A 25,272-nucleotide genomic window follows, 5' to 3' on the forward strand; every position below is an offset into this window, starting at 1 on the left:
AATCTAGTCAAACTTGACCAGTTGCCACCGACGGAGCAGGGTATGCCCATGCGGAGCATTGGTCAAACTTGATGAGTCGGTCTGACCCGATCCACCGGGGACATCCCCCGGTCAGGTCGCGTACGGGTTCTCCTCGCCCTCCGCGAGCACCCCCACGAACGGGTCGCCCTCGCCCGCGAACACGTACGCCCCGGCCTCGATCCGCTCGATCAGGCCGAGCGTCCACCGCTTGCCCGCGTCGACCGAGTCGACCCACATGTGCATGATCTCGCCGATGTGGCCGAGCTGCTCCGGGCCGCCCTCCGGCGTGTAGTAGTCGGTGACCGTCGTCCGCCACCCGTCGAGCGCCCGGACCCGCCGGCGCAGCAGCTCCACGGCCTCCGCCCTGGGCAGGTCCACCATGAAGCCGATGGCCGCCGACAGGACGTCCGCCTTCTGGTCGTGGCCGGCCAGCGCCTCGCGGAGCAGCGCGAAGTACTCCTCCGTGCCCGCCTCGGTCAGCTCGTACTCGACGCGGGGCGGGCCGCCGACCGTGCTCGGCGCGACCTCGTGCGCCCGCAGCAGTCCCTGCTTCGCCATCTGCTTGAGCGCGTGGTAGATCGAGCCGGGCTTGGCGTGCGACCACTCGTGCGCGCCCCAGTACTCCAGGTCGTTGCGCACCTGGTAGCCGTGGGCGCGGCCGTGCTGCCGCACCGCGCCCAGGACGAGAAGACGGATGGCCGACATCCCACGTACCTCCTGGTCGATCCCGACCAGGGTACGCGCGGCGATCACCGCCCCGACGCCTCCGCCTCGGCCGCGATCAGCTCGTAGGAGCCCTTGCCGTCGATGCTCTCGCGGATGATGTCGGCGTGGCCGGCGTGGCGCCCCATCTCCTGGACGAGGTGGAGGACCATCCAGCGGACCGTGACCCGCCCGTCCTTCGGGAACCAGGGGGCCTCCGGCAGCGGGAAGGTCTCGTCCAGGCTGGGGACCGAGCGGACGAAGTCCTCGGTCTGCTTGGCCACGTCCGCCCAGAACGCCAGGACCCCCGGGATCGTCTCGCCGTCCACGAGCCGGAAGGCCTCGCCCCAGGTCTCCTGGGTCCGCTGCTTCTCGTTGGGCCGCTGCTGTGCGAGCCGGAGCCAGCTGAGCTCGACCTCGGCGACGTGCTTGAGCAGCCCGGACAGGCTCAGCTCGCTGGCGCTGGGGGTGCTCGCCGCCTGCTCCTCGGTGAGGCCGAGGACGACCCGGCGCAGCGCGGCGCGCTGGGCCTCCACGAAGTCGAGGAGCGTGCCGCGCTCGTCGCCGGGGGTCCCTGCGGGAACAAGAGCAACCATGACGTCCGCCTTCCGGATGTGGTCCGTGCCGGGTTGTCCCGACACAGACCACGCTACGGAGGCTTGCGGACAGTTACTGTCCTCGATCGTTCCCGGCGGGGGAAGAACTCAGAAGGGGAAGCGGCTGCGGCCGTGCTGGATCGAGATCCACTTCTGGGTGGTGAAGGAGTCCACCATCGAGTCGCCGTTGAGCCGCCCGACGCCCGACTGCTTCTCGCCGCCGAAGGGGACGATCGGCTCGTCGTGCACGGTGCCGTCGTTGATGTGGATCATGCCGGTGCGGACGCGCTTGGCGAGCCGCACGCCCCGCTCGACGTCCCCGGTGTGGACGGCGCCGCTGAGCCCGTACGGGGTGTCGTTGGCGATCCGGACGGCCTCCTCCTCGCCGTCGAAGGGCACGATCAGGGCGACCGGGCCGAAGATCTCCTGGCTCAGGACCGGGGAGTCGGCGGCGAGGCCGGTGAGGACGGACGGGGAGACGAGGTTGCCGTCGACCGTGCCGTGCAGCAGGGCGGTGGCGCCGGCGGCGACCGTCTGGTCGACCAGGGAGGAGACGGACTCGGCCTGCTGGGAGTTGATGAGCGGGCCGATGTGGGTCGCCGGGTCGGCCGGGTCGCCGACGCGCAGGGTCTTCACCTTGGCCACGAACTTCTCGGTGAACTCGGCTTCCAGGCTGCGGTCCACCAGGATGCGGTTGGCGGCCATGCAGACCTGGCCCTGGTGCACGAAGCGGCTGAAGACGGCCGCGTCGACCGCGTAGTCGACGTCGGCGTCGTCCAGGACGATCAGGGCGCTGTTGCCGCCGAGTTCGAGGACGGCCTGCTTGAAGTGCTGGGCGCAGACCGTGGCGACGTGTCGGCCGACCTTGTCGGAGCCGGTGAAGGAGATGACCTTCGGGACCGGGTGGGTCAGGAGCGCGTCGCCGATCTCGGCGATGTCGGTGACGACGACGTTCAGCAGGCCGGCCGGGAGACCGGCCTCCTCCAGGACCTTGGCGACGAGGGTGCCGCCGCAGATCGGGGTGTTCTGGTGCGGCTTGAGGACGACCGCGTTGCCGAGCGCGAGGGCGGGCGCGACCGACTTCAGGGAGAGGAGGAAGGGGAAGTTGAAGGGGGATATGACGCCGACGACGCCGACCGGGACGCGGTAGACGCGGTTCTCCTTGCCGTCGACCGGGGAGGGCAGGATGCGGCCCTCGGGACGCAGCGCCAGCTGGACCGCCTCGCGCAGGAACTCCTTGGCGAGGTGCAGCTCGAAGGCCGCCTTGAGGCGGGTGCCGCCCAGCTCGGCGACGATCGTCTCGGAGATCTCCTCCTCGCGGTCCTCGATGATGCGCAGCGCGCGCTCGAAGACGAGGCGGCGGGTGTACGGGTTGGTCTCGGCCCAGGCGGTCTGGGCGCGCTCGGCGGCCCGGTAGGCGCGGTCGACCTCGGCGACGGTGGCGACGGTGATCGAGGCGAGCTTCTCCCCGGTGTACGGGTTGAAGTCGATGATGTCCCACGAGCCACTGCCCGGCTTCCACTCGCCGTCGATGTACTGGTGGGCCAGGTCGGTGAAGTGCGACATGTGTGGAGACCCCTCTACCCGCTACCCGCGCGTTGCGACTGATGTACGAAATTCATACGCCTGATGTGGCGTCATCGTACTGATGTGTCAGGAGAGTTGGAGGAGACCCCGGAGGATGTCCCGGCTTTCGGCCGGATCCGGTCCGTCCTGCTGGAGCCTGTCCATCACCCGGCGGTACTGGGCGACCTCCTCGCGCTTGTCGAGGTAGAGGGCGCTGGTCAGCTGCTCCAGGTAGACGACGTCGGAGAGGTCGGACTCGGGGAAGCTCAGCATGGTGAAGGCGCCGCTCTCGCCGGCGTGGCCGCCGAAGCTGAAGGGCATGACCTGGAGCGTGACGCCGGGGTGCTCGGAGACCTCGATGAGGTGCTTCAACTGGCCGCGCATGACGGCCCGGTCGCCGTACGGGCGGCGCAGCGCGGCCTCGTCCAGGACGGCGTGGAGCTGCGGGGCGCGCTCGGAGACGAGGACCTTCTGGCGTTCGAGCCGCAGGGCGACCCGGCGGTCGATCTCGGCGCGCGGGGCGTCGGGCATCCCCCGGGTGACGACGGCCTGGGCGTACTCCTCGGTCTGCAACAGGCCGTGGACGAACTGCACTTCGTAGACGCGGATGTGGGAGGCGGCGCCTTCGAGCCCGATGTACGTCTGGAACCAGCCGGGCAGGACGTCGCCGAAGCTGTGCCACCAGCCGGCGACGTTGGCCTCGCGGGCGAGTCCGAGGAGGGCACCGCGCTCGGCCTCGTCCCCGACCCCGTAGAGCGTGAGCAGATCCTCGACGTCCCTGGCCTTGAAGCTCACCCGTCCCAACTCCATGCGGCTGATCTTGGATTCGGACGCGCGGATCGAGTACCCGGCCGCCTCGCGGGTGATCCCGCGCGACTCGCGCAACCGCCTCAGCTGGGAGCCCAGCAGGATGCGCCGCACCACGCTCCCGTTCGCTCCGCCCGATTCGCCTGCGGTCACGGCCCCAGCCTCCCCTTTACGGTGTCGACCCCCGTCGAATCCCCCGCCGAATCCCCCGTCGAGCCCCGGATTCTGCCACCAAACGCTTCAGCGCGTACACATTCGATTACGGAAAGGCGACGGGATCCGGGCATCCCCGGGCACGACGTGTGCAGATCCGGGGAAGTTTCCTTCCTGTAATCGTCATCCGTTCGCCCACGTGCGGACGACTTATGCACAGATTAGGCACAGGGTTGGACAGGTCCGGCGCGTGCACGTGCATCTGCCCTTGCATCCGGGGGGCGCATTCGGAACCATGGGGCCCGCGCAGCCGCGTACTCGTTCGTGTTGTCGTGTTGTCGCACCACAGTCGCGATTCCCGGGAGTGCCTCGCATGGGGACGAATGGATCGACCGTGCTCGAGCCGTTACGGCAGGGCCTTCCGCCGATCGATCCCGGCGCCGTCTCCACCTCCGCCTCCTGCGCCCTTCCCGCGCGGTTCGAAGCCGTGCGCGGGGCCCGGAAGTTCACCAGCGCGACGCTCGACCGCTGGGAGCTGTCGGAGCGCTTCGACGACGTGGCCCTGGTCGTCTCCGAACTCGTCACCAACGCGCTGCGCCACGCCGTGCCCGCGGACGCGGGTCCGGACGACGGCCGGCAGCCGCCGGTCCGGCTCCACCTGATGCGCTGGGCCTCGCGTCTGGTGTGCGCCGTGCGCGACCCCAGCACGGAGAGCCCGGAGGCGCGCGGCGGCGAGGAGGACTTCTCCGCCGAGTCGGGGCGCGGCCTGTTCCTGGTGGACTCGTTCAGCGACAGCTGGGGCTGGCACCCGCTGGCGGGGACGCTCCGGGGCAAGGTGGTGTGGGCGCTGTTCCGGATCGGCCCGGAGTAGACGGACGTATGCAGCGAGGGCCCCGGCGGTCGCCGCCGGGGCCCTCGCTCGCGTCCGTGCGCTTCACACCAGGTGGTCGAACTCCCCGTCCTTCACCCCGAGCAGCAGCGCCTCTATCTCGGCGGGCGTGTAGACGAGCGCGGGCCCGTCGGGGTGGCGGGAATTGCGGACGGCAACGTTTCCCCCCGGAAGTTTTGCGAACTCCACGCAGGAACCCTGGGAGTTGCTGTGCCTGCTCTTCTGCCACACGACACCGCGCAGCTCCGTGGCCGCCATGCCGTTGTACGCGTGATGCGCAGGATGCACTGGTAGCTCCCGAGTTGCTTGGTGCAGGTGTCAACTTCCTCGGATCATAGCTGTGTTCACTCGGCCGCTGCATGAGCAGATGCACGTGCACGGGGGGTGGCGTAGCGGCTACGCGACAGAGCGTGCCACCAGCGGTTATCGGCGACTCGGGGTGGTCTCCGAGAGGGCCGTCGCGAGCTCGTCCAGGCTCTCCAGGAGCAGGACGGCGCCCTTGTGGAGGAGGAAGTGGTCCGGTGGCGCGCCGGACCAGGCGTCGGCCGTCTCCCGCAGCTCGGCCCAGTCCGGTTCCCCGCGCTCGCGCAGCTCCTTCGCGCCCCGCTCCGTCGAGCGGCGCAGGGCCTCGGCGAGGGCGGCGGCGTACGGGAGGGGGGCGGCGCCGCGGTCGGGCAGATGGGCCTCCATGAGCATCGCGACCCGGCCGAACTCCCCGAGCGCGTGCTCGGCCTGCTCCACCGCCGCGTGCGACAGGCCCCGGTGGCGCACCGGCTCGTGCGCCGCGCGCTCCAGCGCCTCCTGCCAGGCGACCCGGGCGGCGCGGGTCCGCAGGAGCGCCTCCCGCACCTCGGGGTCGGCCGGGCCCGCCGGGTCGGCGTACCCAGCGGCGACGACGGACGCGTACCGTCCGATCGCCTCCAGCCAGTCCGCGAGCCGGCCGCGCAGCCGGGGCGTCTCCCAGGCCGGATAGACGGCGTACGCCAGCATCGCGAGGAGCCCGCCGAGGAGGGTGAGCAGGACCCTTTCCCGTACGGTCTGGTCCACGCCCTCGCCGGCCGTGCCGAGCAGGAAGACGACGTACGCGGAGACGCAGACCTGGCTCGCCGCGTACCCCGTCCGCATCAGCAGGTACATCCCGAAGGCGCACAGCACCGCGAGCCCGGCGGAGAGGTACGTGCCCGGGTGCGCCGAGCGGACGACCGCCGTCGCGAGGCCCACGCCGACCAGGGTGCCGCCGAAGCGGGCCACCGAGCGGGCGTACGTCTGCGAGAAGTCCGGGCGCATCACCATGACCGAGGCCATCGGGGCCCAGTAGCCGTGGCCGAAGGGGAGGACCGTGCCGAGGAGGTAGCCGGCGGCGGTGACCACCGAGACGCGGATCGCGTGGCGCAGGACCGGGGACTCGTGGCGCAGCTCGGCGCGGACCTGGGCGAGGACGATCGGGGCGAGGCGGAGGAGGGTGGGCCGGGAGCGGGACACTCCCGTGCGGATCGGTGTCTCGCCGTGCGGCTCGGCGGTCTCCAGGACGTCTCCGAGGAGCGCGGCGAGGCGCGTGGCGGCGCGGCGGGGCGGGCCGGTGAGGACGGAGCCGGTGTCGGGGGTGCGGAGGGCGTCGAGGGCCGGGGCGGGCAGGGCGACGGGTTCGCCGTGGCGGACGGCGTGCGCGGCGGCGTCGAGGACGGCGGCGGCCGCGTCGAGCAGCTCGCGCACCCGGGCGCGCTGCGGGCCCTCGCCGGGGACGCCGCCGGCCGGGTCCGCCAGCGAGGCCAGGACCGGGCGGATGCGCTCCGCGAGGCCCCGGGAGCCGTGCAGCTCGGGCGGGCGGCGACGGGCCTGGCGGGGGGTGACGGCGGCGGCGTTGCGGGCGGTCATGAGCGGGACGGGGTCGAAGGGGGCGACCGGGTCGTGGCGCAGGCGGCGGGCGTAGTCGGCCTCGGCGGCGAGCGCGTCCGCGAGGGCGTCGCGCTGGGCGCCCCAGCGGCGGACCGGGACCAGGGCGACCAGGGCGGCCTGGACGAGACCGCCCGCGAAGATCACGGCGGCGTGGCCGGCGGCGGTGGCGACGGAGGTGGGGAGGGTGACCGTGACCAGCATCATCGCCACGTTGGAGGAGGCGATGAGGCCGGCGGTGGGGCCGGCGGCCCAGGCGAGGCCCGACAGGAACGTCCACAGGAGCAGCAGGGCGAGGAAGAGCCCGTCGTGGGCGGCGGTGAGATAACCGATGAAGGTCGAGACGGCGAGGCTGGCGCCGGAGGCGAGGGCGAGGGTGGGGCGGGGGCGCCAGGAGCGCTGGAAGGTGGCGATGGCGGCCTGGAAGGCGCCGAAGGCGGAGGAGACGGCGACGGCGGGGCCGAAGAGGGCGAGCGAGACCCCGACGACGAGCGCGAGCCCCAGCGCACCCCGCGCCGCCCCCACCGGCTCCAGCCGCTTCCGCTCGACGGCGAGCCCGGAGCGGGCGGTTCCTTTCAGGGCCCGGAGCCAGCTCATGCGGGAAGCGTATCCACGATCCAGGACGAAACGGTCATTCGTCCTGGTGTCGGGGCCTCCGGGAGCTGTCCGAGGAGCCGTTCTCCACCCCCCGGCGGTTCGGGTGGAGGGTTGCTCGGTCGGCGGCTGTGGCGCCGTGGGTCCAGCCCGCTTCGTCCCAGGCGGCGCGGACGCGGGTGGTGCGGGTCTCGGGGAAGAGTTCGTCCGTGCGGGTGGTGACCGCCGCCTCGCGGGAGGCGAGGGCCGGGAGGAGGGTCGGGGCCTCGGCGGCCACCCGGCGGGACGTGGCCGAGAGCCGGGCGCCCAGCCGGTTCGCGTACGCGAGGAGGAAGGACTGCCGGAAGGACTTCGTGCGCTTGCGGCCGCCCGCCCGCTGCTCCGCCTCCGCCCGCGTCATCGCCGCCGTCCCCTGCACGAGCAGCGACGTGTAGAGCAGCTCCACCGGGTCCAGGTCCGACTCGAAGCCGACCACCGTCGAGAAGCCGTGCGCTTCGTTCCACACCGCCCGGCAGTGGTTCGCCGTCGCCACCGCGTCCAGCAGGATCGCCTTCGCCTGCTCGTACGGCGGGTCCACCCCGATCCGGATCGCGCCGGGCGCCTCCGGGGACGGCGCGCCCGCCGCGAGCGTCGCCTCGTCCAGGCTGTGCCGGGCCATCAGCTCCTGCGCCTTGGCGGTCAGCGCCTCCGCCTCCTCCGGGTACCCGGTCGCCTCCGCCTTCGCGAGCAGCGCCCTGATCCGGCCCAGCGTCCGGGGCTCCCCCGGCGCCGGCGGCGGCAGCGCCTCCCCCGGCGCCGGGCCGACCGCGTCCAGGCGCGGCAGCCGCACGAGCAGCCGGTACAGCTCCAGGACGGCGGTCGCGTACGAGAAGCGGTCCGTCGGCCGGCCGGGGTCCTCGGGCAGCTCGGCGAGCTGCGCCTCCCAGCGGTGCGGCAGCCGCCCGTACCCCGCCGTCTCCGTCCTGATCAGGCCCGCGAGGAGCCGTACGTGCTCGTCCGCGAGGTCCCGGCGGGCCGCCCGGACGAGGTCGGCGGGCTGCCAGCCGCGCGCCCACAGCGTCCTCACGAACTCCTCGCCGCGCCGCGTCAGTTCCGCGTCCGCGCCCCGGTCGGCGGCGAGCAGCGAGGCCGCCGTGTCGAGCGAGCCGTCGTCGCTCGCGTACAGCGCCCCGAAGGCCTTGTCGATGGTGCCCACGCCGTCCTCGCGTCCCGTTCCGTCCCCGTGCCCGTCCTCCTCCCCATGGTCGCAGCCCTCGCCCTCCTCGCGTGGCGCGCGGTCCGGTGACCGGTCATGGTGGGACGACGGGGCGGTGGCCGGGGTCGGAGCCGGGTCACCGTCCCGGTCCCGGGCTCAGCCGGCCGTTCCCGCCGCCTTCGCCGCCCGCCAGTCCGGGGCCAGGACCGACCAGACCTCCTCGTCGTGGCGGCGGCCCCGATGGAGGTGGCTCTCGCGGAGGACCGCGTCCCTGGTCATGCCGAGGCGGCGGGCCACCGCGACGCTCGGCGCGTTGTCCGAGGAGGCGACCCATTCCACCCGGTGGATCCCGCGCACCTCGATCGCCCAGTCGATCAGCGCCCGCGCCGCCCGGGTCACCAGGCCCCGGCCCGTCGCGGCCGGCTCCAGCCAGCAGCCCGCCTCGGCCGTGCCGCGCGGGGTGTCGAGCGTCCGCAGGATCACGGCGCCGACCAGGGTCCCGTCGAGCCGGATGCCGTGGATGCGGCCCGTGTCGGCCGCCGCCCTCTCCGCGTACAGCCGCAGGAAGGCCCGGCTGGACTCCAGGTCGGTGACGACGTCCGGGAGCCCGTTGCGCGCGCCGATGAACTCCCGCCCCCGGTCCATGTGCGCCAGGAACTCGTCCGCCTGCCACGGTTCGAGCGGGCACAGCTCCGCCCCGTCGTCCCCCAGGGACCTCGCGTACATCGTCCTCCCCCTCCGCGTCCGGATCCGCTCCGCGTCCGCGCCCCAGCGTAGGGCCCGGCTCTGTCAGTGGCGGCTGCCAGACTCGCCGGTATGAGCGAGAGGTGGGCGCTGGCCGCCGAGGAGGAGGGGGACGGTGCGCTGCTCGCGCCCCTCGGCCCGGACGGGGCGCCCGCCGGGCCGGTGCGGCGCGAGCCGGACCTGGTGGCGGCCGTGCGGGACCGGCCGGAGGTGGCCCGGTGGGTGTGGCGGTCGACGGCCGAGGTGTACCCGAGGCTGCTCGCCGCCGGGGTGCGGGTCGAGCGGTGCTACGACGTGGAGGGCGCCGAGCAGCTGCTCCTCGGGTACGAGGGGCGGCTCGGCGAGCCCCGTTCGGCGGCCGCCGCCTGGGCGCGCCTGCGGAACGCGCCCGTACCGCCCGATCCGCCGCCCCGCACCGCCGAACCCGGCTCGCAGGACTCGCTGTTCGAGCCGCGCCGGGTGGCCGCCGTGCCCTTCGAGGGGCTCCTCGCGGTCTACGCGGAGCAGCTGCGCCGCCACGACCGGGTCGAGCACCCGGGCAGGATGCGGCTGCTGACGGCCGCCGAGTCGGCGGGGATGCTGGTGGCCGCCGAGATGCACCGGGCCGGGCTGCCGTGGCGGGCCGACGTGCACCGGGAGCTGCTGAACGAACTGCTCGGCGAGCGGTACGCGGGCGGGGGCGAGCCGCGCCGTCTGGCCGAGCTGGCGGCCGAGGTGTCCGCGGCCCTCGGGCGGCGCGTCCGGCCCGACCTGCCCGCCGACGTGGTGAAGGCGTTCGCGGCGGCCGGGATCAGGCTGCGGTCCACGCGCCGCTGGGAGCTGAGCGAGGTCGACCACCCGGCGGTGGAGCCGCTGATCGCGTACAAGAAGCTGTACCGGATCTGGACGGCGCACGGCTGGTCCTGGCTGGCCGACTGGGTGCGGGACGGCCGCTTCCGGCCGGAGTACCTGCCCGGGGGCACGGTCAGCGGGCGCTGGACGACCAACGGCGGCGGGGCCCTGCAGATCCCGAAGGTGATCCGGCGGGCCGTGGTCGCCGACGGGGGCTGGCGGCTCGTGGTGGCCGACGCCGACCAGATGGAGCCGCGCGTCCTCGCCGCGATCTCCCGCGACCCGGGCCTGATGGAGGTCGCGGGCCACCCCGACGACCTGTACTCCCGGCTGTCGGCCCGCGCCTTCTCCGGCGACCGCGAGCACGCCAAGCTCGCTCTCCTGGGCGCGATCTACGGGCAGACCAGCGGCGACGGCCTGAAGAACCTGGCGGCGCTGCGCCGCCGCTTCCCGCGCGCCGTGGCGTACGTGGACGACGCGGCGAAGGCGGGCGAGGAGGGCCGGCTCGTGCGGACCTGGCTGGGCAGGACCAGCCCGCCCGCGGTCGGCTCGGGCGACGCCGACGAGGCGGGCCTGCCCCAGGAGGAGGGCCCCGAACCGGTCGTGGAGGAGGGCGAGTTCACTCCCGGGTACGCCTCGGGGAACACGCGGGCGCGGGGTCGCTTCACCCGGAACTTCGTCGTCCAGGGCAGCGCCGCCGACTGGGCGCTGCTGATGCTGGCGGCCCTGCGGCGCTCGCTCGCCGGGATGCGGGCGGAGCTGGTCTTCTTCCAGCACGACGAGGTGATCGTGCACTGCCCGGCGGAGGAGGCGGAGGCGGTCACGGAGGCGATCCGGGCGGCCGGGGACGAGGCGGGGCGGATCACGTTCGGGGAGACGCCGGTGCGGTTCCCGTTCACGACGGCGACGGTGGAGCGGTACTCGGACGCGAAGTAGGGCGTACGGGGGTGGAGTTCGCCCCCGTACGCCGTACTCGCGGTCCTACTTGATCAGCTTCTGCCACTTCGGGCTCAGGGCGATCGCCTTCAACTGCTCGACGGTCAGGGCGGGTTCGGCGCGCGTGGCGGGGGCCCGGTAGCCGTCGGAGTTGAGGGTGGTGATCACGACCCGGAAGCCCTCGGGCGTGAGGGTGTCGACGGTCCGGGCGACGACGCCGTCACCGCCCTTCTCGGCGGCTTCCCGGGTGACCCCGACCAGGCGCCCGTCGGGCAGGGTGGTGGCTCCGACGGCACGCAGGTGGTCGGCGACGTCGTCCATGCCGGTCTGGACGTTGACCTCGACGAAGCTCCGGCCCTTGCCGTCGTCGACGAGGAGGCTGACGTATCCGTAGTCGTCCCGGCCGCCCTTGCCCTCCGCCTTCAGGCCCTTGGGGAGCAGGGAGAGCAGGGTGGCTCGGACGGCCTCGCCGGAGGGCTCGTCGGGCGCGCTCGGCGGTGTGCCCGGCTGCGACGGCTCGGGCAGCTTCGCGAGCAGCGGCCTCCAGGCGTCGGCCGTGACGAGGGCCTTGAGCTGGGCGAGGGTGAAGGGCGGGTTCTCCCGGCTGACCGGGGCGCCCTTCTCGGCGGCGGCGTTGTACTCGTTCACGTCGACGATGAAGCCGTCCTCGGTGAGCAGGGTCGCCCGCCAGTCCTTGGTGTCCTCGCGCCGGTCGGGGTACTCGTACCCCTGGAGGAGCATCAGCCGGCCGACGCCGGGGAGCTTCTCGGTGGTGCACTCGGCATCGGGCACGTGGGCCTTGTCGGGGCAGGTGACCATGCCCTCGCCCGCCTCGCCGGGTCCGTAGGAGCGGGAGAGGAGGACGGTGACGGCGGCCTTGCCGTTCCCGTCGTCGTACACGCCGAGGACGCCCTGGCCCAGCCCGTTCTCGTTGTCGATCGTCCACCGCCCGGCCGGGGTGTGGGCCTTGAGGACGGCCGCGGCCTCCTTGACGGGGATCCGCGCCGTGTCGGGCAGCGGGCCGGTCGGTTCGGTGGCGGAGGTCGGCTTCGGCGGCGCCGCCACGGACGCGGTGTCCACCGCCCCGGTGGGGCCGAAGAACAGGCCGCCGTACACCCCGCCGGCCGCCATGGCGACGAGCGCGAGGGCGCTGCCGGTCACCGCGAGCCTCCGGCGCGCCAGGCGGCGCCGGCCGCGCCGGAGGCCGCCCTCGACGAGCTCGCGCCGGTCGTCGGCGGCGAAGCCGTCGCCGGTGCGGCGCAGGACCGTGCCGAGTTCCTCCTCGAAGGCGTCGTGCGGGGGGTTCTCGGGGTGGGGGCCGTCGTTTCGGGGCATGCGGGATCACCGTCTCGGGTTCGGGGCGGAAGGGGGTGCGGAGGCGGGGTGGGGTCCGGTCAGCGGACGGCCAGTTCGGCGAGGGTGCCGCCGAGCCGTTTCCGCAGGGTGGCGAGGGCCCGTACGGACCGGGTGCGGACCGCGGCGGAGCTGACGTGCAGGGCCTCGGCGGTCTCCTCGACGCTGCGGTCCTCCCAGTAGCGCAGCACCACGACCGCCCGGTCCTTGGGCGCGAGTCCGGCGAGGGCGTCGAGGAGCGCGATCCGGAGCGCCGGGTCCGTACCGGTCTCGGAGATCCGGTCCGGCAGCTCGCCGAGCGGGCGCTCGGTGGCCGAGCGGCGCCGCCGGTGGCTGAGGAAGGTGCGGACGAGCACGGTCTGGGCGTACGCGGCGGGGTTCCCGATCCGCGCGACGCGGCCCCACAGGGCGTACATCCGGCCCAGCGTCTCCTGCGTGAGGTCCTCGGCGAGGTGGGTGTCGCCGCTGGTCAGGAGGCATGCCGAGCGGTACAGGGGGCCCGTGCGCGCGGAGGCGAACTCCAGAAACTCGTCCGCACGGGACTTTCTCATGTCCCTCCTCGTCCCGGTCGCGCCGTCTCGGTCACGGCGTGTGGTCGCCGTGCGCCTCCTTGCCGTACACCTCATTGACGCGGTGGGGAGGGGCATATGTTTCAGATAAATCCGAAGAGGTGTCCGACCGGCGCATCCAAAGAAGCGGAATCGGGTAATCCGTAGACATGAACACTCTCAGCGCAGCAGAGAACCTGGCGGCTGGAGTCTGGCAGTCCGGTCTGGCACAGGTTCTCGGCGGACTCGTCGTCGTCGCCGTCCTCCTCAGCGCCTTCTGGTTCGGCTTCCGGGTCCGCACCCGCGAACCGGCGCCGCCGAAGCCCGAGGAGCAGCCGCACCGGCCGGACGACGGCTCCCTGCCCGGCGAGGCGAGCGAGTACCGGCAGGGGGCCGAGATGCCGCAGACCGACGCCGAGCACCGGCTCATGCCGTACCAGCTGAAGCACTCCGGCACGGAGCCCTCGCCCCAGCCGCCGGACGAGGAGAAGCGCAAGTGGGGCGGCATCTCCAGCGGCGGCTTCGGCAGCGGGGGCACCGGGCACGGCGACTGAGCGGCGGACGCGGGGACGCGCGGGAGCGCGGACACGCGGGAGCGGGATCCGGCGGCGGGGCACGTCCCCGCCGCCGGATCCGCCTGCGTGGCCCGCGGCTCCGGCGGCCCTGCCGGAGGGCCCTGTACCTGGGTGGGGCCCCCGCCCGCCCTGCGTGAGGCCTCCGTACTCGCGTAGGGCCTGCCCGCGTGAGGGCCGGTGCTCGGGTAGGGCCCGCCCGCGTGAGGCCCCGCACCCGTGTCGACCCGCCCGCGTGGGACCCCGTACCCGCGCAGGGCCCGCCCGCGTGAGGCCCGGTGCTCGCGTGGACCCGCCCGCGTGAGGCTCCCGTACCCCCGTAGGACCGCCCCGCGAGGCCCCGCACCCGCCCCCCGTCCGGGTGAAGCCCCCTGAGTAGGATCGTTCCGGCTCATCACAGACCGGGGGGACGGGCATGGAACCGCTGCGCCACGACGACCCCCCGTGGGCCGGGTCCCACGTCCTCCTGGGGCGGCTCGACGCGGATTCCGAGCGGGCCGTTCCCGTACGCCGGTTCGTCGCCCGGAGCGCCGACGGCGACCGCGACCTCCTCGTCTCCCTCCCGCGCCCCGACGCCGACCCGGCCCGCTGGGCGGTCGAGGCGGAGGGCGCCCGCAGGCTCTCGCTCCCCGGATTCCTGCCGGTCACCGAGGTCGGCGGCACGGCCGAACTCCCCTGGTGCGCGACGCCGTACGTCCCCGCCCTCCCGCTCCCCGCCGCCCTGCGCGCACACGGCGGCCCCCTGCCCGAACCGTTCGTACGGTTCCTGGGCGCCGCCCTCGCCCGGGCCCTCGCCACCGCCCACGCCCGGGGCGTGACGCACGCGGGCCTCTCCCCCGCCGCCGTCCTGCTCACCACCGACGGGCCCCGCGCGAGCTGCTTCGGGGCGGTGCGGGCCGCGGGCCCGGACGGGGAGCGGCGCGACGGTCCGCCGGGCCTCGACCCCGGCTGCCTCGCCCCGGAGCAGGCGGCCGGCGGCCGGCCCCGCCCGCTGGGCGACGTGTACGCCCTGGGGGCGGTGCTCGCCCACGCGGCCACCGGCCACACCGTCCCGGAGCGGGACGAGATCCCCGTACCGCTCCGGTCGCTGGTCACGGCCTGCCTCTCCCGCGACCCCGCGACGCGCCCGCAGGCCCACCAGGTCCTCGCCCTGCTGGAGCCGAACACCCGATGGGAGCCGGTCGCCCACCCGGTCGCCGGGCCCCGCCCCCGGGGCGCACACCCCGCCACCGTCCTCGACGCCCCGCCGCACCCCGCCACCGTCCTGGACGGCGCCGACGGTCCCGGCCCCCTGCCCGCCCTCGTGGTCGCCGCGCTCGCGCGCCAGGCGGCGCGGGTCCTCGCGGCCGAACTCCCCGCCCCGGCACCCGGGCACCCCGCCCCCGGCTCCCCCCGCCCCACCGCCCTGGACTGACGGTCGATGCTCTCCCCGCTCTCCCACGACGACCCGCACCGGATCGGTGCCCATCGCCTCATCGCGCGCCTGGGCAGCGGCGGCATGGGTACGGTCTACCTCGCCCGGTCGGACGCCGGCCGCACCGCGGCCCTGAAGACCATGCACGCGCACATCGCCACCGACCCCGGCTTCCGCACCCGCTTCCGCCTGGAGGTGGACGCGGCCCGCGTCATCGGCCCGGTCCACGGCGCCCGGGTCTTCGACGCCGACCCGCTCGCCGAGACCCCCTGGCTGGCCACCGAGTACGTCCTCGGGCCGCCCCTCGACGACGCCGTCGCGCTCGCCGGGCCGCTGCCCGAACCGGCGGTGCGCGCCCTCGGGGCCCTGCTGTGCGCGGCCCTGGGCCGGCTCCACGCCTCGGAGGTCGTCCACCGCGACCTCAAGCCCTCCAACATCATGGTCACGGCGGACGGCCCCAAGGTCATCGACTTCGGCATCGCCCGCGCGATCGGCGACGACCGCCTCACCCGTACCGGGACCGCCGCCGGGACGCCCGCGTTCATGTCCCCGGAGCAGGCGACCGGGCAGGAGCACGCCCCGGCGGGCGACGTGTTCGCGCTCGCCGGCGTCCTCGTCTTCGCGGCCACCGGCCACGGCCCCTTCGGCACCGGGCAGCACGCCGACCTCGTCTACCGCGTCCGCTACGCCGAGCCCGACCTCACCGGCGTGCCCCCGGCCCTGCTCCCGGTGCTCGCCCGCTGCCTCGCCAAGGATCCCGCCGACCGCCCCACCACCACCGGGCTCGCCGCCCTCCTGGACCCCGGGCCGGACGCCTTCGCCACCCGCCTGCCCGAGCCGCTGCTCGGGGAGATCGTCCGCCGCGTCGGCGCCGTCCGGCACGCCCTGCCCCGGCGCCTCCCGGCCCCGACCGAAGACGCCCTCACGGAGACCCGCCCCGGCGATGCCCCGACCGGTCCTTCCCGCCGCAGGCTCCTGCTCCTCGGCGGGGGTTCCGTCCTCGGGGCGGCGGCGATCGGCGGCGGCGCCTGGGCCTGGTCCCGGCCGGACGGCACCTCCGCGCGACAGCCGCCCGCGCCGAAGCAGCCCAAGTGGGACCTGCTCTGGCAGGTGCCGACCGCCTCCGTGGTCCCCTCCTTCCCTCCCGCGCCTGTCGTCCTGGACGGGCTGGTCGTCGTGGGCGAGAACGGCGTGAAGGGGCTCGACCCGGTGACGGGCAAGCCCAAGTGGTCCGACCCCGACGTCTACTTCAGGCGCAAGGTCGCCACGGACGGCAGGAAGCTCTACGCCGCCGACGGCCTCCTCACGGACACCGCCCCGCTCGGCGTCTTCACGGTCGATCCCGCCACCGGGGAGACCGGCACCCCGTTCGGCACGTTCGAGGACATGCCGGGGAACCTCTACGGGACCCAGCTGCTCTGCGCGACCGGCGACGCCGTCTACCTGACCGGGGGCCGGAGCCCCCGGCGGACCACGGAGGCCGTCTTCCGCGAGGGCCAGCGGTGGTTCCTCCTCGCCGTCGACGTCCTCTCCGGCCGGAAGCTCTGGGAGGTCCCGCTGCCCGCCCGGCAGGACGGGTCCGACCGCCTGCACTTCCTGTCCGCCCGCGTCTCCGGCGGACACCTGGTCCTCGTCCAGCAGGCCGGGGACGGCGGGCTGCGCCTCGCCGTGCACGACGCCCGCACGGGCGAGGCGCTGTGGGACCGGCCGCTCGACGGCGACCGGCCGGCGTTCGACCGGGCCCACCTCGCCGTCGACGACCGGCACGTGTACCCGTCGGCGGGCGGACTCGTCGCGCTCCGGCTCGCCGACGGCAAGCAGGCCTGGCGCTTCGACGGGAACGCCCCGGGGGCCCGGTTCGGCCCGCCGGCCGTCGGGGAGGACACGGTGTACGCCGTGGAGGAGGGGCGCGGCGCGGTCGCGCTCGACGCCGCCACCGGCAAGGTCCGGTGGGCGGAGAAGGGCCGTACGGTCGCGGGCGCGGACCTCGACGTGCCGCCCGTGGTCGGCCCCGTACACCTCTACAGCAGGTCCTCGACCGGGCTCGTCGCCTCGGACCTGCGCACCGGCGCCGTGTCCCGGCCCTTCAAGGCCGCCCGGGCCCGGTACTTCGCCCACGTCCCCGCCGGGCGGCTCATCGCCGTCGGGGACGAGTACACCGCCGCGTACCCCCTCGTCTGAGCTCACGGAAAGCCGCACCCGCCATGAAGCCCCTGGAATCCGGAGACCCGATCCGCCTGGGTCCGTACCGCGTCCTCGCCGTCCTCGGCGCGGGCGGCATGGGCAAGGTCTACGTCGGGCAGGACGGCGAGGGCCGCGCGGCCGCCGTGAAGGTGCTGCACCCCCATCTGAGCCACGACGCGAACCTCGCGCAGCGGTTCGTCCGCGAGGCGCAGATGGCCAGGGCGGTCACCGGCGGCTCCGTCGCCCGCGTCCTGGACGCGCGGACCGAGGGCGGACGGCCGTGGATCGCCACCGAGTTCCTGACGGGGCCGACGCTCGCGGACGCCGTCGCCTCCCACGGCCCGCTCGACGAACCGACGGTACGGGCCCTCGCGGCGGCGCTCGCCGGAGCGCTCCGCGACATCCACGCCGCGGGTCTCGTCCACCGCGACCTCAAGCCCGCGAACATCGTGCTGACCGCGACCGGCCCCCGCGTCATCGACTTCGGCATCGCCCGCCCCGAGCACGGCCTCACCCTCACCACCACCGGACAGGTCCCGGTCACCCCCGGCTACGGCGCGCCCGAGCAGGTCCTCGGGCAGCGCGTCGGCCCGCCCGCCGACGTCTTCTCGCTCGGCGCGGTCCTGGTGTACGCGGCGAGCGGGCGGCCCGCCTACGAGGGCGCGCACGTCGCCGCCGTGCAGTACGAGGTCGTCCACGGCGAGCCGCGCCTGGAGCACGTGCCGCCCGCGCTCCGGCCGCTGATCGGCCCGTGCCTCGCCAAGGACCCGACGGCCCGCCCGCTGCCGGAGCAGATCGCCGCGTACGCCGCCCCGCCCCGGAACGCCGGGCGCGTCTGGCGGCAGGGCCCGCTCGCGGGGGACATCACGGCCCGCGCGGACGGCCTGCACCGGCTGACCACCCTGCCGGGCGGGGTCGCGCCGCGCCCCGTCTCGCGCCGCCGGCTCCTCACCGGCCTCGCGGCCGGCGGGGCCGTCCTCGCGGCGGGCGGCGGGGGTGCCGCCTGGTGGGTCCTCAGGGGGGAGCCGGACGGCCCCTTCGACATCCCCCCGGCCGTACCGGCGCCGAAGGCCGGGATCCTGGACGCGGCGAAGGGCGACTACGTCCTCGGCGAGCTGCCCGACCCGCTCTGGAGCGTCCCGGGGGCGCTCTCGAAGGAATCGCCCGCGCCCCTCCTCGCGGGGGACGTCGTCGTCACCGGGGCGCCGGGGGGCGGCATCGCCGCGCGGAGCGTCGTGGACGGGGCGGTCCGGTGGTCGGCGCCGGGGACGACGCCCCGCGGCCGCTACCTGTCGCTCTCGGACCGGCTCGTGGCGGCCGTCGGCCGGGACGGCTCCCTCGTCACCTTCGTCGCCTCGACCGGCGCGCCCAAGTGGACGGCGCCCGCGGCGGAGGCCTCGCTGCTCCTCGCCTCGGACGACGAGGCCGTGTACCTGGTCACCGAGGACGGGAAGGTGCGCGCCGTCGGCCGGTCCGACGCCCGGGTCCGCTGGACCGTCGGGGTCGACGCGGACCTCCTCGCGGAGTCCCGCGCGCGCGGCCTCGCGGCGCACGGCCGGCTGGTCCTCACGGTGCCGGACGGGTCCGTCCTCACCCTCGACACGAAGACCGGCCGCACCGTCTGGCGGCTCCGCGACCAGGCCGAGGGCGCCCGGCCCAAGGTCGCCCTGTCCGACCGTCTCCTGTGCGTCAGCGGGAAGTACCTCTCGGCCGTCGACGTCGTGACCGGAAAGCAGGTGTGGCGGGCCGAGAACTTCAAGCCGCCCGAGGGCCAGGTGTTCTTCTGGGGCTCGCCGACCCTCCACGGCGAGCACCTGTACGTGTCCGCCAGGGAGGTGCTCCTCCGCTTCGACCTCCGGACCGGCAGGCCCTCCGACTGGCCCTACGCCGGCCTCGTCCAGTGCGATCCGCACGGTCCCCTCGTCGTCCAGGGCAACGGCCTGTGGTCGGTCGCCGTCAACAGGACCGAGGGCGGCATCAACGTCCTCAGCCTCGACCCGGAGAACGAGACGACCTGGGTGTTCCGGATCGTCAGGAACCCCGAGGCCTACTGGATCGAGGGCGACGCCGACCGCGTCGTCCTCATGGACGGCACGACCCTCACGGCCCTGCCGGTGTTCTGACCCGGCGACCCGGCGGGCACCCCGCCGAAGCTCCTCAAAAGGATCTTCGGGGAGATCACTGCGAGGAAGCCGAGAGGATCCGAGCAAGATCGCATTGCGATCCCTTTACCTTCCGTTGACCCTCGACGCGGACCCCGTTCACGGAACGTCACCGAGGCACCGGAATCCGTCAATGTGACGTGTGTCACCCACCGAGCCGTTCGGGAGTGGATATATCACCACAAGTCAGCCGCACAAAACGCGCCTTGATCACCGGAATGAGTGATTCAGGCTACGGACGGCGACCGAACGCCGTCCGGACGGTGTTCCGGGATCCGGAATTTCCGCAGGTCATGACGGGGCGTCCGATGTTCCACTTTGCCTTCCGGACGGCGCAATGGATCACTTCCACCACCACATTTCAGGAGCGTTGACAGGGGCCGTGACGGACTGTTGTATGAACGCGACCAAGGGGGCGGGATGGCAAAAGGTGGCCGACCGACGAGCCCGACGCATTGAGCGCGTCGCCAATTCCTTTTGCCATCTCCATCACGGGGAGAGATGCCATGAGCAAAATGAAGCAAACCCTTCCGCTCGTCGCCGCGGCCCTTGTCTTAACGACGGGAAGCTTCATCGGTCCCAGCTTCATACAGCCCGAGGCGGTGGCGGCGAGCAAGCCGGCCAATCCCACGACCACGACCACCACCACGACTCCGTCGCACCTCATCGGCACGCGCACGGCGGCGCGCACCCCCGCCGAACTGCTGACGCTCCTGGGCGAGCGGATCAAGGCCAAGGACGTCGAGGGGATCATCGCCCTGCACGAGCCCGAGGCGGCGATCGTCGACTACGACGGGTCGATCGTCCGGGGCCACGCGGCGATCCGGGCGTTCTACATCGAGTGGTTCAAGTTGGACCCCGTCCTCACCGTCAACCCGCTCCAGACCGTGGTCGCCGGAGGCTGGCGCACCTGGGACGGCAAGACGCGCGACCGCACCGCGTCCATCATGGGTGACTACTCCCTGACGCAGAACGCGGCCGACGGCACCCGCGAGACCTTCACCGGCGCCTTCTGCGACACCGTGAAGGAACAGTGGGACGGCTCCTGGCTCTACATCCAGGACAACCCGTACCCGCCGCACGGCGGACCGGCGCCCACGGCCGCCCACCACTGACCCGGCCGCCCCGGCGCCCCGGCCCGACGTCCCGACCCGCTTCGGCGTCCGGCCCGTCCCGGCGCCCCGGCCCGTCCTCGCCCGGCCGGCGGATCGGCGAACCCGGCACGCGCATTCCGCTCCGCCGTGCCGGGCGTCGAAAATCCTTGCATCACGTGCATTCCGAGGAAATTCCGGCTGCCCGCGGAAAGAAAGGAAATCCGCGGGCGGCCGGTCATCGGGAATTGATCGACGGACAGGCGCGTCGGCCGGCCGGAGGTTTGGAGCACATGTGAACGTCATCCCGCTCGAAGAATTACAGACCTCTACCGCACACCAGCAGCCCCCGTGGGAAGACCCCGCGGAAGTCGAGCGGGTCCGGGGGGCGCTGGCCGCCCTCCCCCCGCTCGTGGAGACGGAATCGCTGGACCGGCTCCGGCAGCGGCTCGCCGAGGTCGCCGCCGGCCGAGCGCAGGTGGTGCAGGCGGGCGACTGCGCGGAGGACCCCGCGGAATCCACCGCGGCGGACGCGGAGCGCAAGACCGGACTCCTCGACGAACTCGCCGGCGTCATGAACGCCGTCACCCGCCAACCGGTGGTACGGGTCGGCCGGATCGCCGGCCAGTACGCCAAACCCCGCTCGGCGCCGACCGAGACGGTCGGCGGCATCGAGATCCCCGTCTACCGGGGGCACCTGGTGAACGGTCCGGAGCCGGACCCGGAGGCCCGGCGCCCCGACCCCCGGCGCATGCTCGCCGGCTACCACGCCGCGAGCCGGCTCATGGCCCACCTCTGTCCGACACCGGAGGCACGCGCCGACCCGCCCGTCTGGACCAGCCACGAGGCCCTGCTCCTCGACTACGAGATCCCGATGCTGCGACCGGACCGGCAGGGCCGGCTCGCGCTCACCTCGACGCACTGGCCCTGGATCGGCGAGCGGACCCGGCAGCTCCGGGGAGCCCACGTCGCCCTGCTGGCCGACGTGGTGAACCCCGTGGCCTGCAAGGTCGGGCCGCGGACGACGGTCGCCGAGCTGCTCGGGCTCTGCGAGCGCCTCGATCCCGGGAAGGAACCGGGACGCCTCACCCTGATCGCCCGGATGGGCGCCGACGCGGCAGCCGGTCTGCTGCCGCCGCTGGTCCGGGCCGTGCGCGCCGCGGGACACCCGGTGATCTGGCTGGTCGACCCCCTGCACGGGAACACCGTGGCCACCTCCGACGGACGCAAGACCCGCGTCGTGGAGACGGTCGTCCGCGAGGTCACCGCCTTCCGGGACGCCGTGCGCGCGGCCGGCGGAACAGCGGGCGGGATCCACCTGGAGACCACCCCCGACCCGGTGACCGAATGCGCCGACACCCCGCACGACACCGGCCGGGTCGGCGACAAGTACACGACGCTGTGCGACCCGCGGCTCAACCCCCGCCAGGCGAGAGCCGTCGTGGCGGCCTGGCGGGAACGGACCGCGCGGGAACGGCCGGCGCGGAAGCAGACGAACCGAGTGGAGGGAGAAGCATGGCGGGCCTAGCCCCGATACCGGCCTATCCACTGCCGACGGCGGCCGAACTGCCCGCCGGTACGGCGAAGTGGACACCCGACCCGAGCCGCGCGGCCCTGCTCGTCCACGACATGCAGCGGTACTTCCTCGCGCCCTTCCCGCCGGAGACCCGCGACCCGCTGGTGCGCCACTGCGCCGACCTGCGGGAGCGGTGCGCGGGGCTCGGCGTCCCGGTGTTCTACACCGCCCAGCCCGGCGGCATGACGGACGAGGAACGCGGCCTGCTCAAGGACTTCTGGGGACCGGGCATGCGGGTCGACCCCACCGACCGCCAGATCGTCCCGGAGCTCGCCCCCGCGCCGGCCGACCGGGTGCTCACCAAGTGGCGCTACAGCGCGTTCTTCCGCTCCGACCTGCTGGAACAACTGCGCGCCCAGGGCCGCGACCAGCTGATCCTCTGCGGCGTGTACGCCCACGTCGGCGTGGTGGCGACGGCCCTGGAGGCGTTCACCAACGACATCCAGACGTTCCTGGTCGCCGACGCCGTCGGCGACTTCTCCGCCGACCACCACCGGCTGGCCCTCACGTACGCCGCCGCCCGCTGCGCGGTGGTCACGACCACGGAGGAGGTGTTCCGGTGAACCCCACGGAGCTGCTCCGGCGGGTGCTGGGCCCCGACCCGGGAGCCTTCGCCCTGCTGCACCGCCCCGAGAGCCTGGGCCCGGACCGGGTGGAGGTCCTGCTCGGCCGGGTCGGCACCCCGGCCCGGCTCGCCGACATCCCGGTGGCCGACCGGACCGGGCGGCCGGACGGGCCCCGGCACGAGACGCTGGTCCTGGTCCCCCACCGGCAGATCACCGAGCGCGGTTTCGCCGCCGCCGAGGACGGCTCGCCGCTGCTCGCGATGGAGGTCACCGACCAGGGGCTGATCAGCGTGCCCGACGTGCTCGACGCGCTGCCGGACGAGCCGATCGCCCTGACCGGCGGGCACTTCGACACCGACGACGAGGCCTACGCGGACACCGTCCGCGCCGTGCTCCGGGACGAGATAGGCACCGGGGAGGGCTCCAACTTCGTCATCAAGCGCTCGTTCGTCACCGGCATCGCCGGGTACTCGACGCGCAGCGCGCTCAGCCTGTTCCGCCGGCTGCTCACCCGGGAGAGCGGCGCCTACTGGACCTTCGTCGTCCACACCGGCGACCGCACCTTCGTCGGGGCCACGCCCGAACGCCACGTCAGCCTGCGCGACGGCGTCGCCGCCATGACCCCGATCAGCGGCACCTACCGCTACCCGGCCACGGGACCGGTCCTGTCGGAGGTCATGGAGTTCCTCACCGACGGCAAGGAGACCGACGAGCTGTACATGGTCCTCGACGAGGAGCTCAAGATGATGGCCCGGGTCTGCCGGGGCGGCGGCCGCGTGTCCGGGCCGTTCCTGCGGGAGATGGCCTGGCTCGCGCACACCGAGTACACCATCGAGGGGCACAGCGACCTCGACCCCCGGGACATCCTGCGGGAGACGATGTTCGCCCCCACGGTGACCGGCAGTCCGCTGGAGAACGCCTGCCGGGTGATCGCCCGCCACGAGCCCCGCGGCCGGGGGTACTACGGGGGCGTCGCGGCCCTCATCGGGCGCGACGCCGACGGCGCGCACACCCTGGACTCGGCCATCCTCATCCGTACCGCCGACATCCGGAGCCCGGACGCCGACGGCACCGGGCACGTCGAGGTCGGCGTCGGCGCGACCCTGGTCCGGCACTCCGACCCCGAGGCCGAGGTCGCCGAGACCCGCACCAAGGCCGCCGGGGTGCTCGCGGCGCTGGGCGCCGACGAGCGGCTCGACGGGCACCCGCTGGTCCGGGAGGCGCTGGGCAGGCGCAACGAGGCGATCGCGGGCTTCTGGCTCAGCGGGGCCGAGAACCGCGCGCGGCCCCATCCGGCGCTCGAAGGGCGCCGGGCGCTGGTCGTCGACGCCGAGGACACCTTCAGCGCGATGCTGGTCCACCAGCTGCGCGCCCTCGGACTGACCGTGGAGCTCGACGGCTTCGACGCCCCCCACCGCTTCGACGCCCACGACCTGGTCGTCATGGGCCCCGGCCCCGGCGACCCGCGGGACGCCGGGCACCCCAGGATGGCCGGACTCACCTCGTCCATCGAGGAGTTGCTGGACCGGCGGGCGCCGTTCCTGGCCGTCTGCCTCAGCCACCAGCTGCTCTGCCGGCGCCTCGGCCTCGAACTGCGGCGCCGGGACGTCCCGAACCAGGGCGTCCAGCGGGAGATCGACCTGTTCGGCTCGCGCGAACGCGTGGGGTTCTACAACTCCTACTCGGCCCGTGCGCGGACCGGCCGGCTGGAGTGCCCCGGCGTCGGCGAGGTGGAGGTCTGCCGCGATCCCGGCACCGGCGAGGTGCACGCCCTGCGCGGCCCGCACTTCGGCTCGGTGCAGTTCCACCTCGAATCCGTGCTCACCCGGGACAGCGGACGCGTCCTGACCGAGCTTCTCGTGCCACTGATGGAGACCGCGGAGGTACTGAGCGCATGAAAGCCACCATCGCCTGGTGGGACCTCGCCGGGTCCGGCCAGACCATCGACTCCCTGCGCGTCTACCTGCGCGACGAGGGCGTGGAGCCGTGGACGGAGGTCCCCGGCATGCGGCTGAAGTTCTGGATCTCCGATCCGGCGACCGACCGCTGGGGCGCCGTGATGCTGTGGGACTCCGACGCCGACCTGACGGCCCCGATGCCGCCCAACCGGGCCACCGAGCTCATCGGACGTCCGCCGGCCGTCCGGATGGTGTCCGACGTCGAGGCCGTCGTCGAGGGCGCCCACTCCGGCGGGCCGCTCGAAGGCGGTCTGGCCTACGACGCGGCCGGGACGGCACCGTGAGCGCCCCGGCCCGGCCCCGGGCCGCCGAGGAGTTCACCACCCCGCCCGCCGAACCGATGGCGCTGCTCAAGGCCTGGTTCGACGGCGCCGTCGCGGACGCCGTCCGCGAGCCGGGGGCCCTGGCGCTGGCCACCGTCGACGCCCACGGCGACGTCTCCGGCCGGATCGTCCAGACGCTGGAGATCCGGGCGACGGGCCTGGTGTTCACCAGCCACACCGACAGCCGCAAGGGCCGGGACCTGGCGGAGTCGGGCCGGGCGTCCGGGGTCTTCTACTGGCGCGAGGCCGGCCGCCAGGTGAGCGTGAGCGGCCAGGCCCGCCCGCTGCCCGGGGCCGAGTCCGACGCCCTGTGGGCGGCGCGGCCCGTCTCCACGCACCCGATGTCGGTGCTCGCGCACCAGAGCGCGCCGCTCCTGGACGAGGACGCGCTGCGCGAGCGGGCCCGGGAACTGGCCCGGGACGGCACGGCGCTGCCCCGGCCCGACCGCTGGGTGGGCTACCTGCTGGAGCCCGCGTCGGTGGAGTTCTGGCAGATCGAACCGGAGGACCGGTTGCACCGGAGGCTGCGTTACGAGCGCGACGGTTCCGGCTGGCGTACGAGCCGGCTCCAACCGTGAACGTGCTCCGGACCGTGCAC

At 74.1% G+C, this 25,272-nt stretch carries 22 protein-coding genes; 12 read left to right on the forward strand and 10 right to left on the reverse strand.

Annotated elements, in window-relative coordinates; all coding sequences use genetic code 11:
• Positions 1 to 111: 111 nt before the first annotated feature.
• The 4 genes from CP977_RS15800 to CP977_RS15815 all read right to left on the reverse strand — a co-directional run bounded on the left by CP977_RS15800 (position 112) and on the right by CP977_RS15815 (position 3,845).
• Entirely contained in the window at positions 112 to 726 is a 615-nt protein-coding gene (locus tag CP977_RS15800) for a PadR family transcriptional regulator (protein WP_062757021.1), read from the reverse strand.
• 44 nt (positions 727 to 770) lie between these two features.
• Positions 771 to 1,319: a DinB family protein gene (locus CP977_RS15805; protein ID WP_062757020.1), complete on the reverse strand. Its 549-nt coding sequence runs from the start codon at positions 1,317 to 1,319 to the stop codon at positions 771 to 773.
• Positions 1,320 to 1,427: 108 nt separating this feature from the next.
• Positions 1,428 to 2,885 (reverse strand): aldehyde dehydrogenase family protein, encoded by a 1,458-nt coding sequence (locus CP977_RS15810; protein ID WP_062754357.1) that lies wholly within the window; start codon positions 2,883 to 2,885, stop codon positions 1,428 to 1,430.
• 87 nt (positions 2,886 to 2,972) lie between these two features.
• Positions 2,973 to 3,845, reverse strand: coding sequence for a helix-turn-helix domain-containing protein (locus tag CP977_RS15815; protein WP_079131145.1), 873 nt, complete (start codon positions 3,843 to 3,845; stop codon positions 2,973 to 2,975).
• 373 nt (positions 3,846 to 4,218) lie between these two features.
• Between CP977_RS15815 and CP977_RS15820 the strand changes: the two genes are divergently transcribed.
• Complete coding sequence (locus CP977_RS15820) at positions 4,219 to 4,716, forward strand: ATP-binding protein (protein ID WP_152370328.1); 498 nt, start codon at positions 4,219 to 4,221, stop codon at positions 4,714 to 4,716.
• Between the two features lie 63 nt (positions 4,717 to 4,779).
• Here the strand turns inward: CP977_RS15820 and CP977_RS15825 are convergent, their stop codons facing one another.
• The 4 genes from CP977_RS15825 to CP977_RS15840 form a co-directional block, all read right to left on the reverse strand.
• On the reverse strand, positions 4,780 to 4,992 hold the full coding sequence (locus CP977_RS15825; protein WP_030219358.1) for a DUF397 domain-containing protein: 213 nt from the start codon (positions 4,990 to 4,992) through the stop codon (positions 4,780 to 4,782).
• A 165-nt stretch (positions 4,993 to 5,157) separates the two neighbouring features.
• Positions 5,158 to 7,224, reverse strand: coding sequence for an FUSC family protein (locus tag CP977_RS15830; protein ID WP_152370329.1), 2,067 nt, complete (start codon positions 7,222 to 7,224; stop codon positions 5,158 to 5,160).
• Positions 7,225 to 7,258: 34 nt separating this feature from the next.
• Entirely contained in the window at positions 7,259 to 8,416 is a 1,158-nt protein-coding gene (locus CP977_RS15835) for a DUF2786 domain-containing protein (RefSeq protein ID WP_062754349.1), read from the reverse strand.
• 156 nt (positions 8,417 to 8,572) lie between these two features.
• Entirely contained in the window at positions 8,573 to 9,142 is a 570-nt protein-coding gene (locus CP977_RS15840; RefSeq protein WP_152370330.1) for a GNAT family N-acetyltransferase, read from the reverse strand.
• Between the two features lie 90 nt (positions 9,143 to 9,232).
• Between CP977_RS15840 and CP977_RS15845 the strand changes: the two genes are divergently transcribed.
• Positions 9,233 to 10,927 carry a bifunctional 3'-5' exonuclease/DNA polymerase gene (locus tag CP977_RS15845; protein ID WP_062754345.1) on the forward strand — a complete coding sequence of 565 codons (1,695 nt, stop codon included), beginning with the start codon at positions 9,233 to 9,235 and terminating at the stop codon, positions 10,925 to 10,927.
• Positions 10,928 to 10,972: 45 nt separating this feature from the next.
• On the opposite strand, the gene CP977_RS15850 is transcribed toward CP977_RS15845, so the two are convergent.
• Both CP977_RS15850 and CP977_RS15855 read right to left on the reverse strand, forming a co-directional pair.
• Entirely contained in the window at positions 10,973 to 12,262 is a 1,290-nt protein-coding gene (locus CP977_RS15850; RefSeq protein WP_152370331.1) for a hypothetical protein, read from the reverse strand.
• A 59-nt stretch (positions 12,263 to 12,321) separates the two neighbouring features.
• Positions 12,322 to 12,831: a SigE family RNA polymerase sigma factor gene (locus tag CP977_RS15855; protein WP_062754341.1), complete on the reverse strand. Its 510-nt coding sequence runs from the start codon at positions 12,829 to 12,831 to the stop codon at positions 12,322 to 12,324.
• 167 nt (positions 12,832 to 12,998) lie between these two features.
• Between CP977_RS15855 and CP977_RS15860 the strand changes: the two genes are divergently transcribed.
• The 10 genes from CP977_RS15860 (at position 12,999) to phzG (ending at position 25,252) form a co-directional block, all read left to right on the forward strand.
• Positions 12,999 to 13,382 (forward strand): DUF6479 family protein, encoded by a 384-nt coding sequence (locus CP977_RS15860; RefSeq protein ID WP_062754339.1) that lies wholly within the window; start codon positions 12,999 to 13,001, stop codon positions 13,380 to 13,382.
• 433 nt (positions 13,383 to 13,815) lie between these two features.
• Complete coding sequence (locus CP977_RS15865; protein ID WP_229991704.1) at positions 13,816 to 14,814, forward strand: serine/threonine-protein kinase; 999 nt, start codon at positions 13,816 to 13,818, stop codon at positions 14,812 to 14,814.
• A gap of 6 nt (positions 14,815 to 14,820) precedes the next feature.
• Positions 14,821 to 16,995, forward strand: coding sequence for a protein kinase domain-containing protein (locus CP977_RS15870; RefSeq protein WP_152370332.1), 2,175 nt, complete (start codon positions 14,821 to 14,823; stop codon positions 16,993 to 16,995).
• Positions 16,996 to 17,018: 23 nt separating this feature from the next.
• Positions 17,019 to 19,121 carry a serine/threonine-protein kinase gene (locus tag CP977_RS15875; RefSeq protein ID WP_062754336.1) on the forward strand — a complete coding sequence of 701 codons (2,103 nt, stop codon included), beginning with the start codon at positions 17,019 to 17,021 and terminating at the stop codon, positions 19,119 to 19,121.
• Between the two features lie 545 nt (positions 19,122 to 19,666).
• Positions 19,667 to 20,275, forward strand: a complete 609-nt coding sequence (locus tag CP977_RS15880) for a YybH family protein (protein ID WP_152370333.1) — start codon at positions 19,667 to 19,669, stop codon at positions 20,273 to 20,275.
• Between the two features lie 271 nt (positions 20,276 to 20,546).
• On the forward strand, positions 20,547 to 21,779 hold the full coding sequence (locus CP977_RS15885) for a 3-deoxy-7-phosphoheptulonate synthase (protein WP_062754332.1): 1,233 nt from the start codon (positions 20,547 to 20,549) through the stop codon (positions 21,777 to 21,779).
• Complete coding sequence (locus tag CP977_RS15890) at positions 21,767 to 22,390, forward strand: isochorismatase family protein (RefSeq protein ID WP_062754330.1); 624 nt, start codon at positions 21,767 to 21,769, stop codon at positions 22,388 to 22,390. Before CP977_RS15885 ends, CP977_RS15890 begins: the two co-directional genes overlap by 13 nt.
• Positions 22,387 to 24,291 (forward strand): anthranilate synthase family protein, encoded by a 1,905-nt coding sequence (locus tag CP977_RS15895; protein ID WP_062754328.1) that lies wholly within the window; start codon positions 22,387 to 22,389, stop codon positions 24,289 to 24,291. Before CP977_RS15890 ends, CP977_RS15895 begins: the two co-directional genes overlap by 4 nt.
• On the forward strand, positions 24,288 to 24,635 hold the full coding sequence (locus CP977_RS15900; RefSeq protein ID WP_062754326.1) for a hypothetical protein: 348 nt from the start codon (positions 24,288 to 24,290) through the stop codon (positions 24,633 to 24,635). Before CP977_RS15895 ends, CP977_RS15900 begins: the two co-directional genes overlap by 4 nt.
• Positions 24,632 to 25,252 carry a phenazine biosynthesis FMN-dependent oxidase PhzG gene (gene phzG / locus CP977_RS15905; RefSeq protein ID WP_062754324.1) on the forward strand — a complete coding sequence of 207 codons (621 nt, stop codon included), beginning with the start codon at positions 24,632 to 24,634 and terminating at the stop codon, positions 25,250 to 25,252. Before CP977_RS15900 ends, phzG begins: the two co-directional genes overlap by 4 nt.
• The last annotated feature ends 20 nt before the right edge of the window (positions 25,253 to 25,272 follow it).

Origin of the sequence: Streptomyces cinereoruber (assembly GCF_009299385.1) — a bacterium.
Lineage (GTDB): Bacteria > Actinomycetota > Actinomycetes > Streptomycetales > Streptomycetaceae > Streptomyces > Streptomyces bikiniensis.

What these genes read in the sequence shown, in the direction of transcription:
- CP977_RS15800 (WP_062757021.1), bottom strand. Translation starts at nt 726, where the DNA reads ATGTCGGCCATCCGTCTTCTCGTCCTGGGCGCGGTGCGGCAGCACGGC.
- CP977_RS15805 (WP_062757020.1), bottom strand. Translation starts at nt 1,319, where the DNA reads ATGGTTGCTCTTGTTCCCGCAGGGACCCCCGGCGACGAGCGCGGCACG.
- CP977_RS15810 (WP_062754357.1), bottom strand. Translation starts at nt 2,885, where the DNA reads ATGTCGCACTTCACCGACCTGGCCCACCAGTACATCGACGGCGAGTGG.
- CP977_RS15820 (WP_152370328.1), top strand. Translation starts at nt 4,219, where the DNA reads ATGGGGACGAATGGATCGACCGTGCTCGAGCCGTTACGGCAGGGCCTT.
- CP977_RS15825 (WP_030219358.1), bottom strand. Translation starts at nt 4,992, where the DNA reads ATGGCGGCCACGGAGCTGCGCGGTGTCGTGTGGCAGAAGAGCAGGCAC.
- CP977_RS15830 (WP_152370329.1), bottom strand. Translation starts at nt 7,224, where the DNA reads ATGAGCTGGCTCCGGGCCCTGAAAGGAACCGCCCGCTCCGGGCTCGCC.
- CP977_RS15840 (WP_152370330.1), bottom strand. Translation starts at nt 9,142, where the DNA reads ATGTACGCGAGGTCCCTGGGGGACGACGGGGCGGAGCTGTGCCCGCTC.
- CP977_RS15845 (WP_062754345.1), top strand. Translation starts at nt 9,233, where the DNA reads ATGAGCGAGAGGTGGGCGCTGGCCGCCGAGGAGGAGGGGGACGGTGCG.
- CP977_RS15850 (WP_152370331.1), bottom strand. Translation starts at nt 12,262, where the DNA reads ATGCCCCGAAACGACGGCCCCCACCCCGAGAACCCCCCGCACGACGCC.
- CP977_RS15855 (WP_062754341.1), bottom strand. Translation starts at nt 12,831, where the DNA reads ATGAGAAAGTCCCGTGCGGACGAGTTTCTGGAGTTCGCCTCCGCGCGC.
- CP977_RS15860 (WP_062754339.1), top strand. Translation starts at nt 12,999, where the DNA reads ATGAACACTCTCAGCGCAGCAGAGAACCTGGCGGCTGGAGTCTGGCAG.
- CP977_RS15865 (WP_229991704.1), top strand. Translation starts at nt 13,816, where the DNA reads ATGGAACCGCTGCGCCACGACGACCCCCCGTGGGCCGGGTCCCACGTC.
- CP977_RS15870 (WP_152370332.1), top strand. Translation starts at nt 14,821, where the DNA reads ATGCTCTCCCCGCTCTCCCACGACGACCCGCACCGGATCGGTGCCCAT.
- CP977_RS15875 (WP_062754336.1), top strand. Translation starts at nt 17,019, where the DNA reads ATGAAGCCCCTGGAATCCGGAGACCCGATCCGCCTGGGTCCGTACCGC.
- CP977_RS15880 (WP_152370333.1), top strand. Translation starts at nt 19,667, where the DNA reads ATGAGCAAAATGAAGCAAACCCTTCCGCTCGTCGCCGCGGCCCTTGTC.
- CP977_RS15890 (WP_062754330.1), top strand. Translation starts at nt 21,767, where the DNA reads ATGGCGGGCCTAGCCCCGATACCGGCCTATCCACTGCCGACGGCGGCC.
- CP977_RS15900 (WP_062754326.1), top strand. Translation starts at nt 24,288, where the DNA reads ATGAAAGCCACCATCGCCTGGTGGGACCTCGCCGGGTCCGGCCAGACC.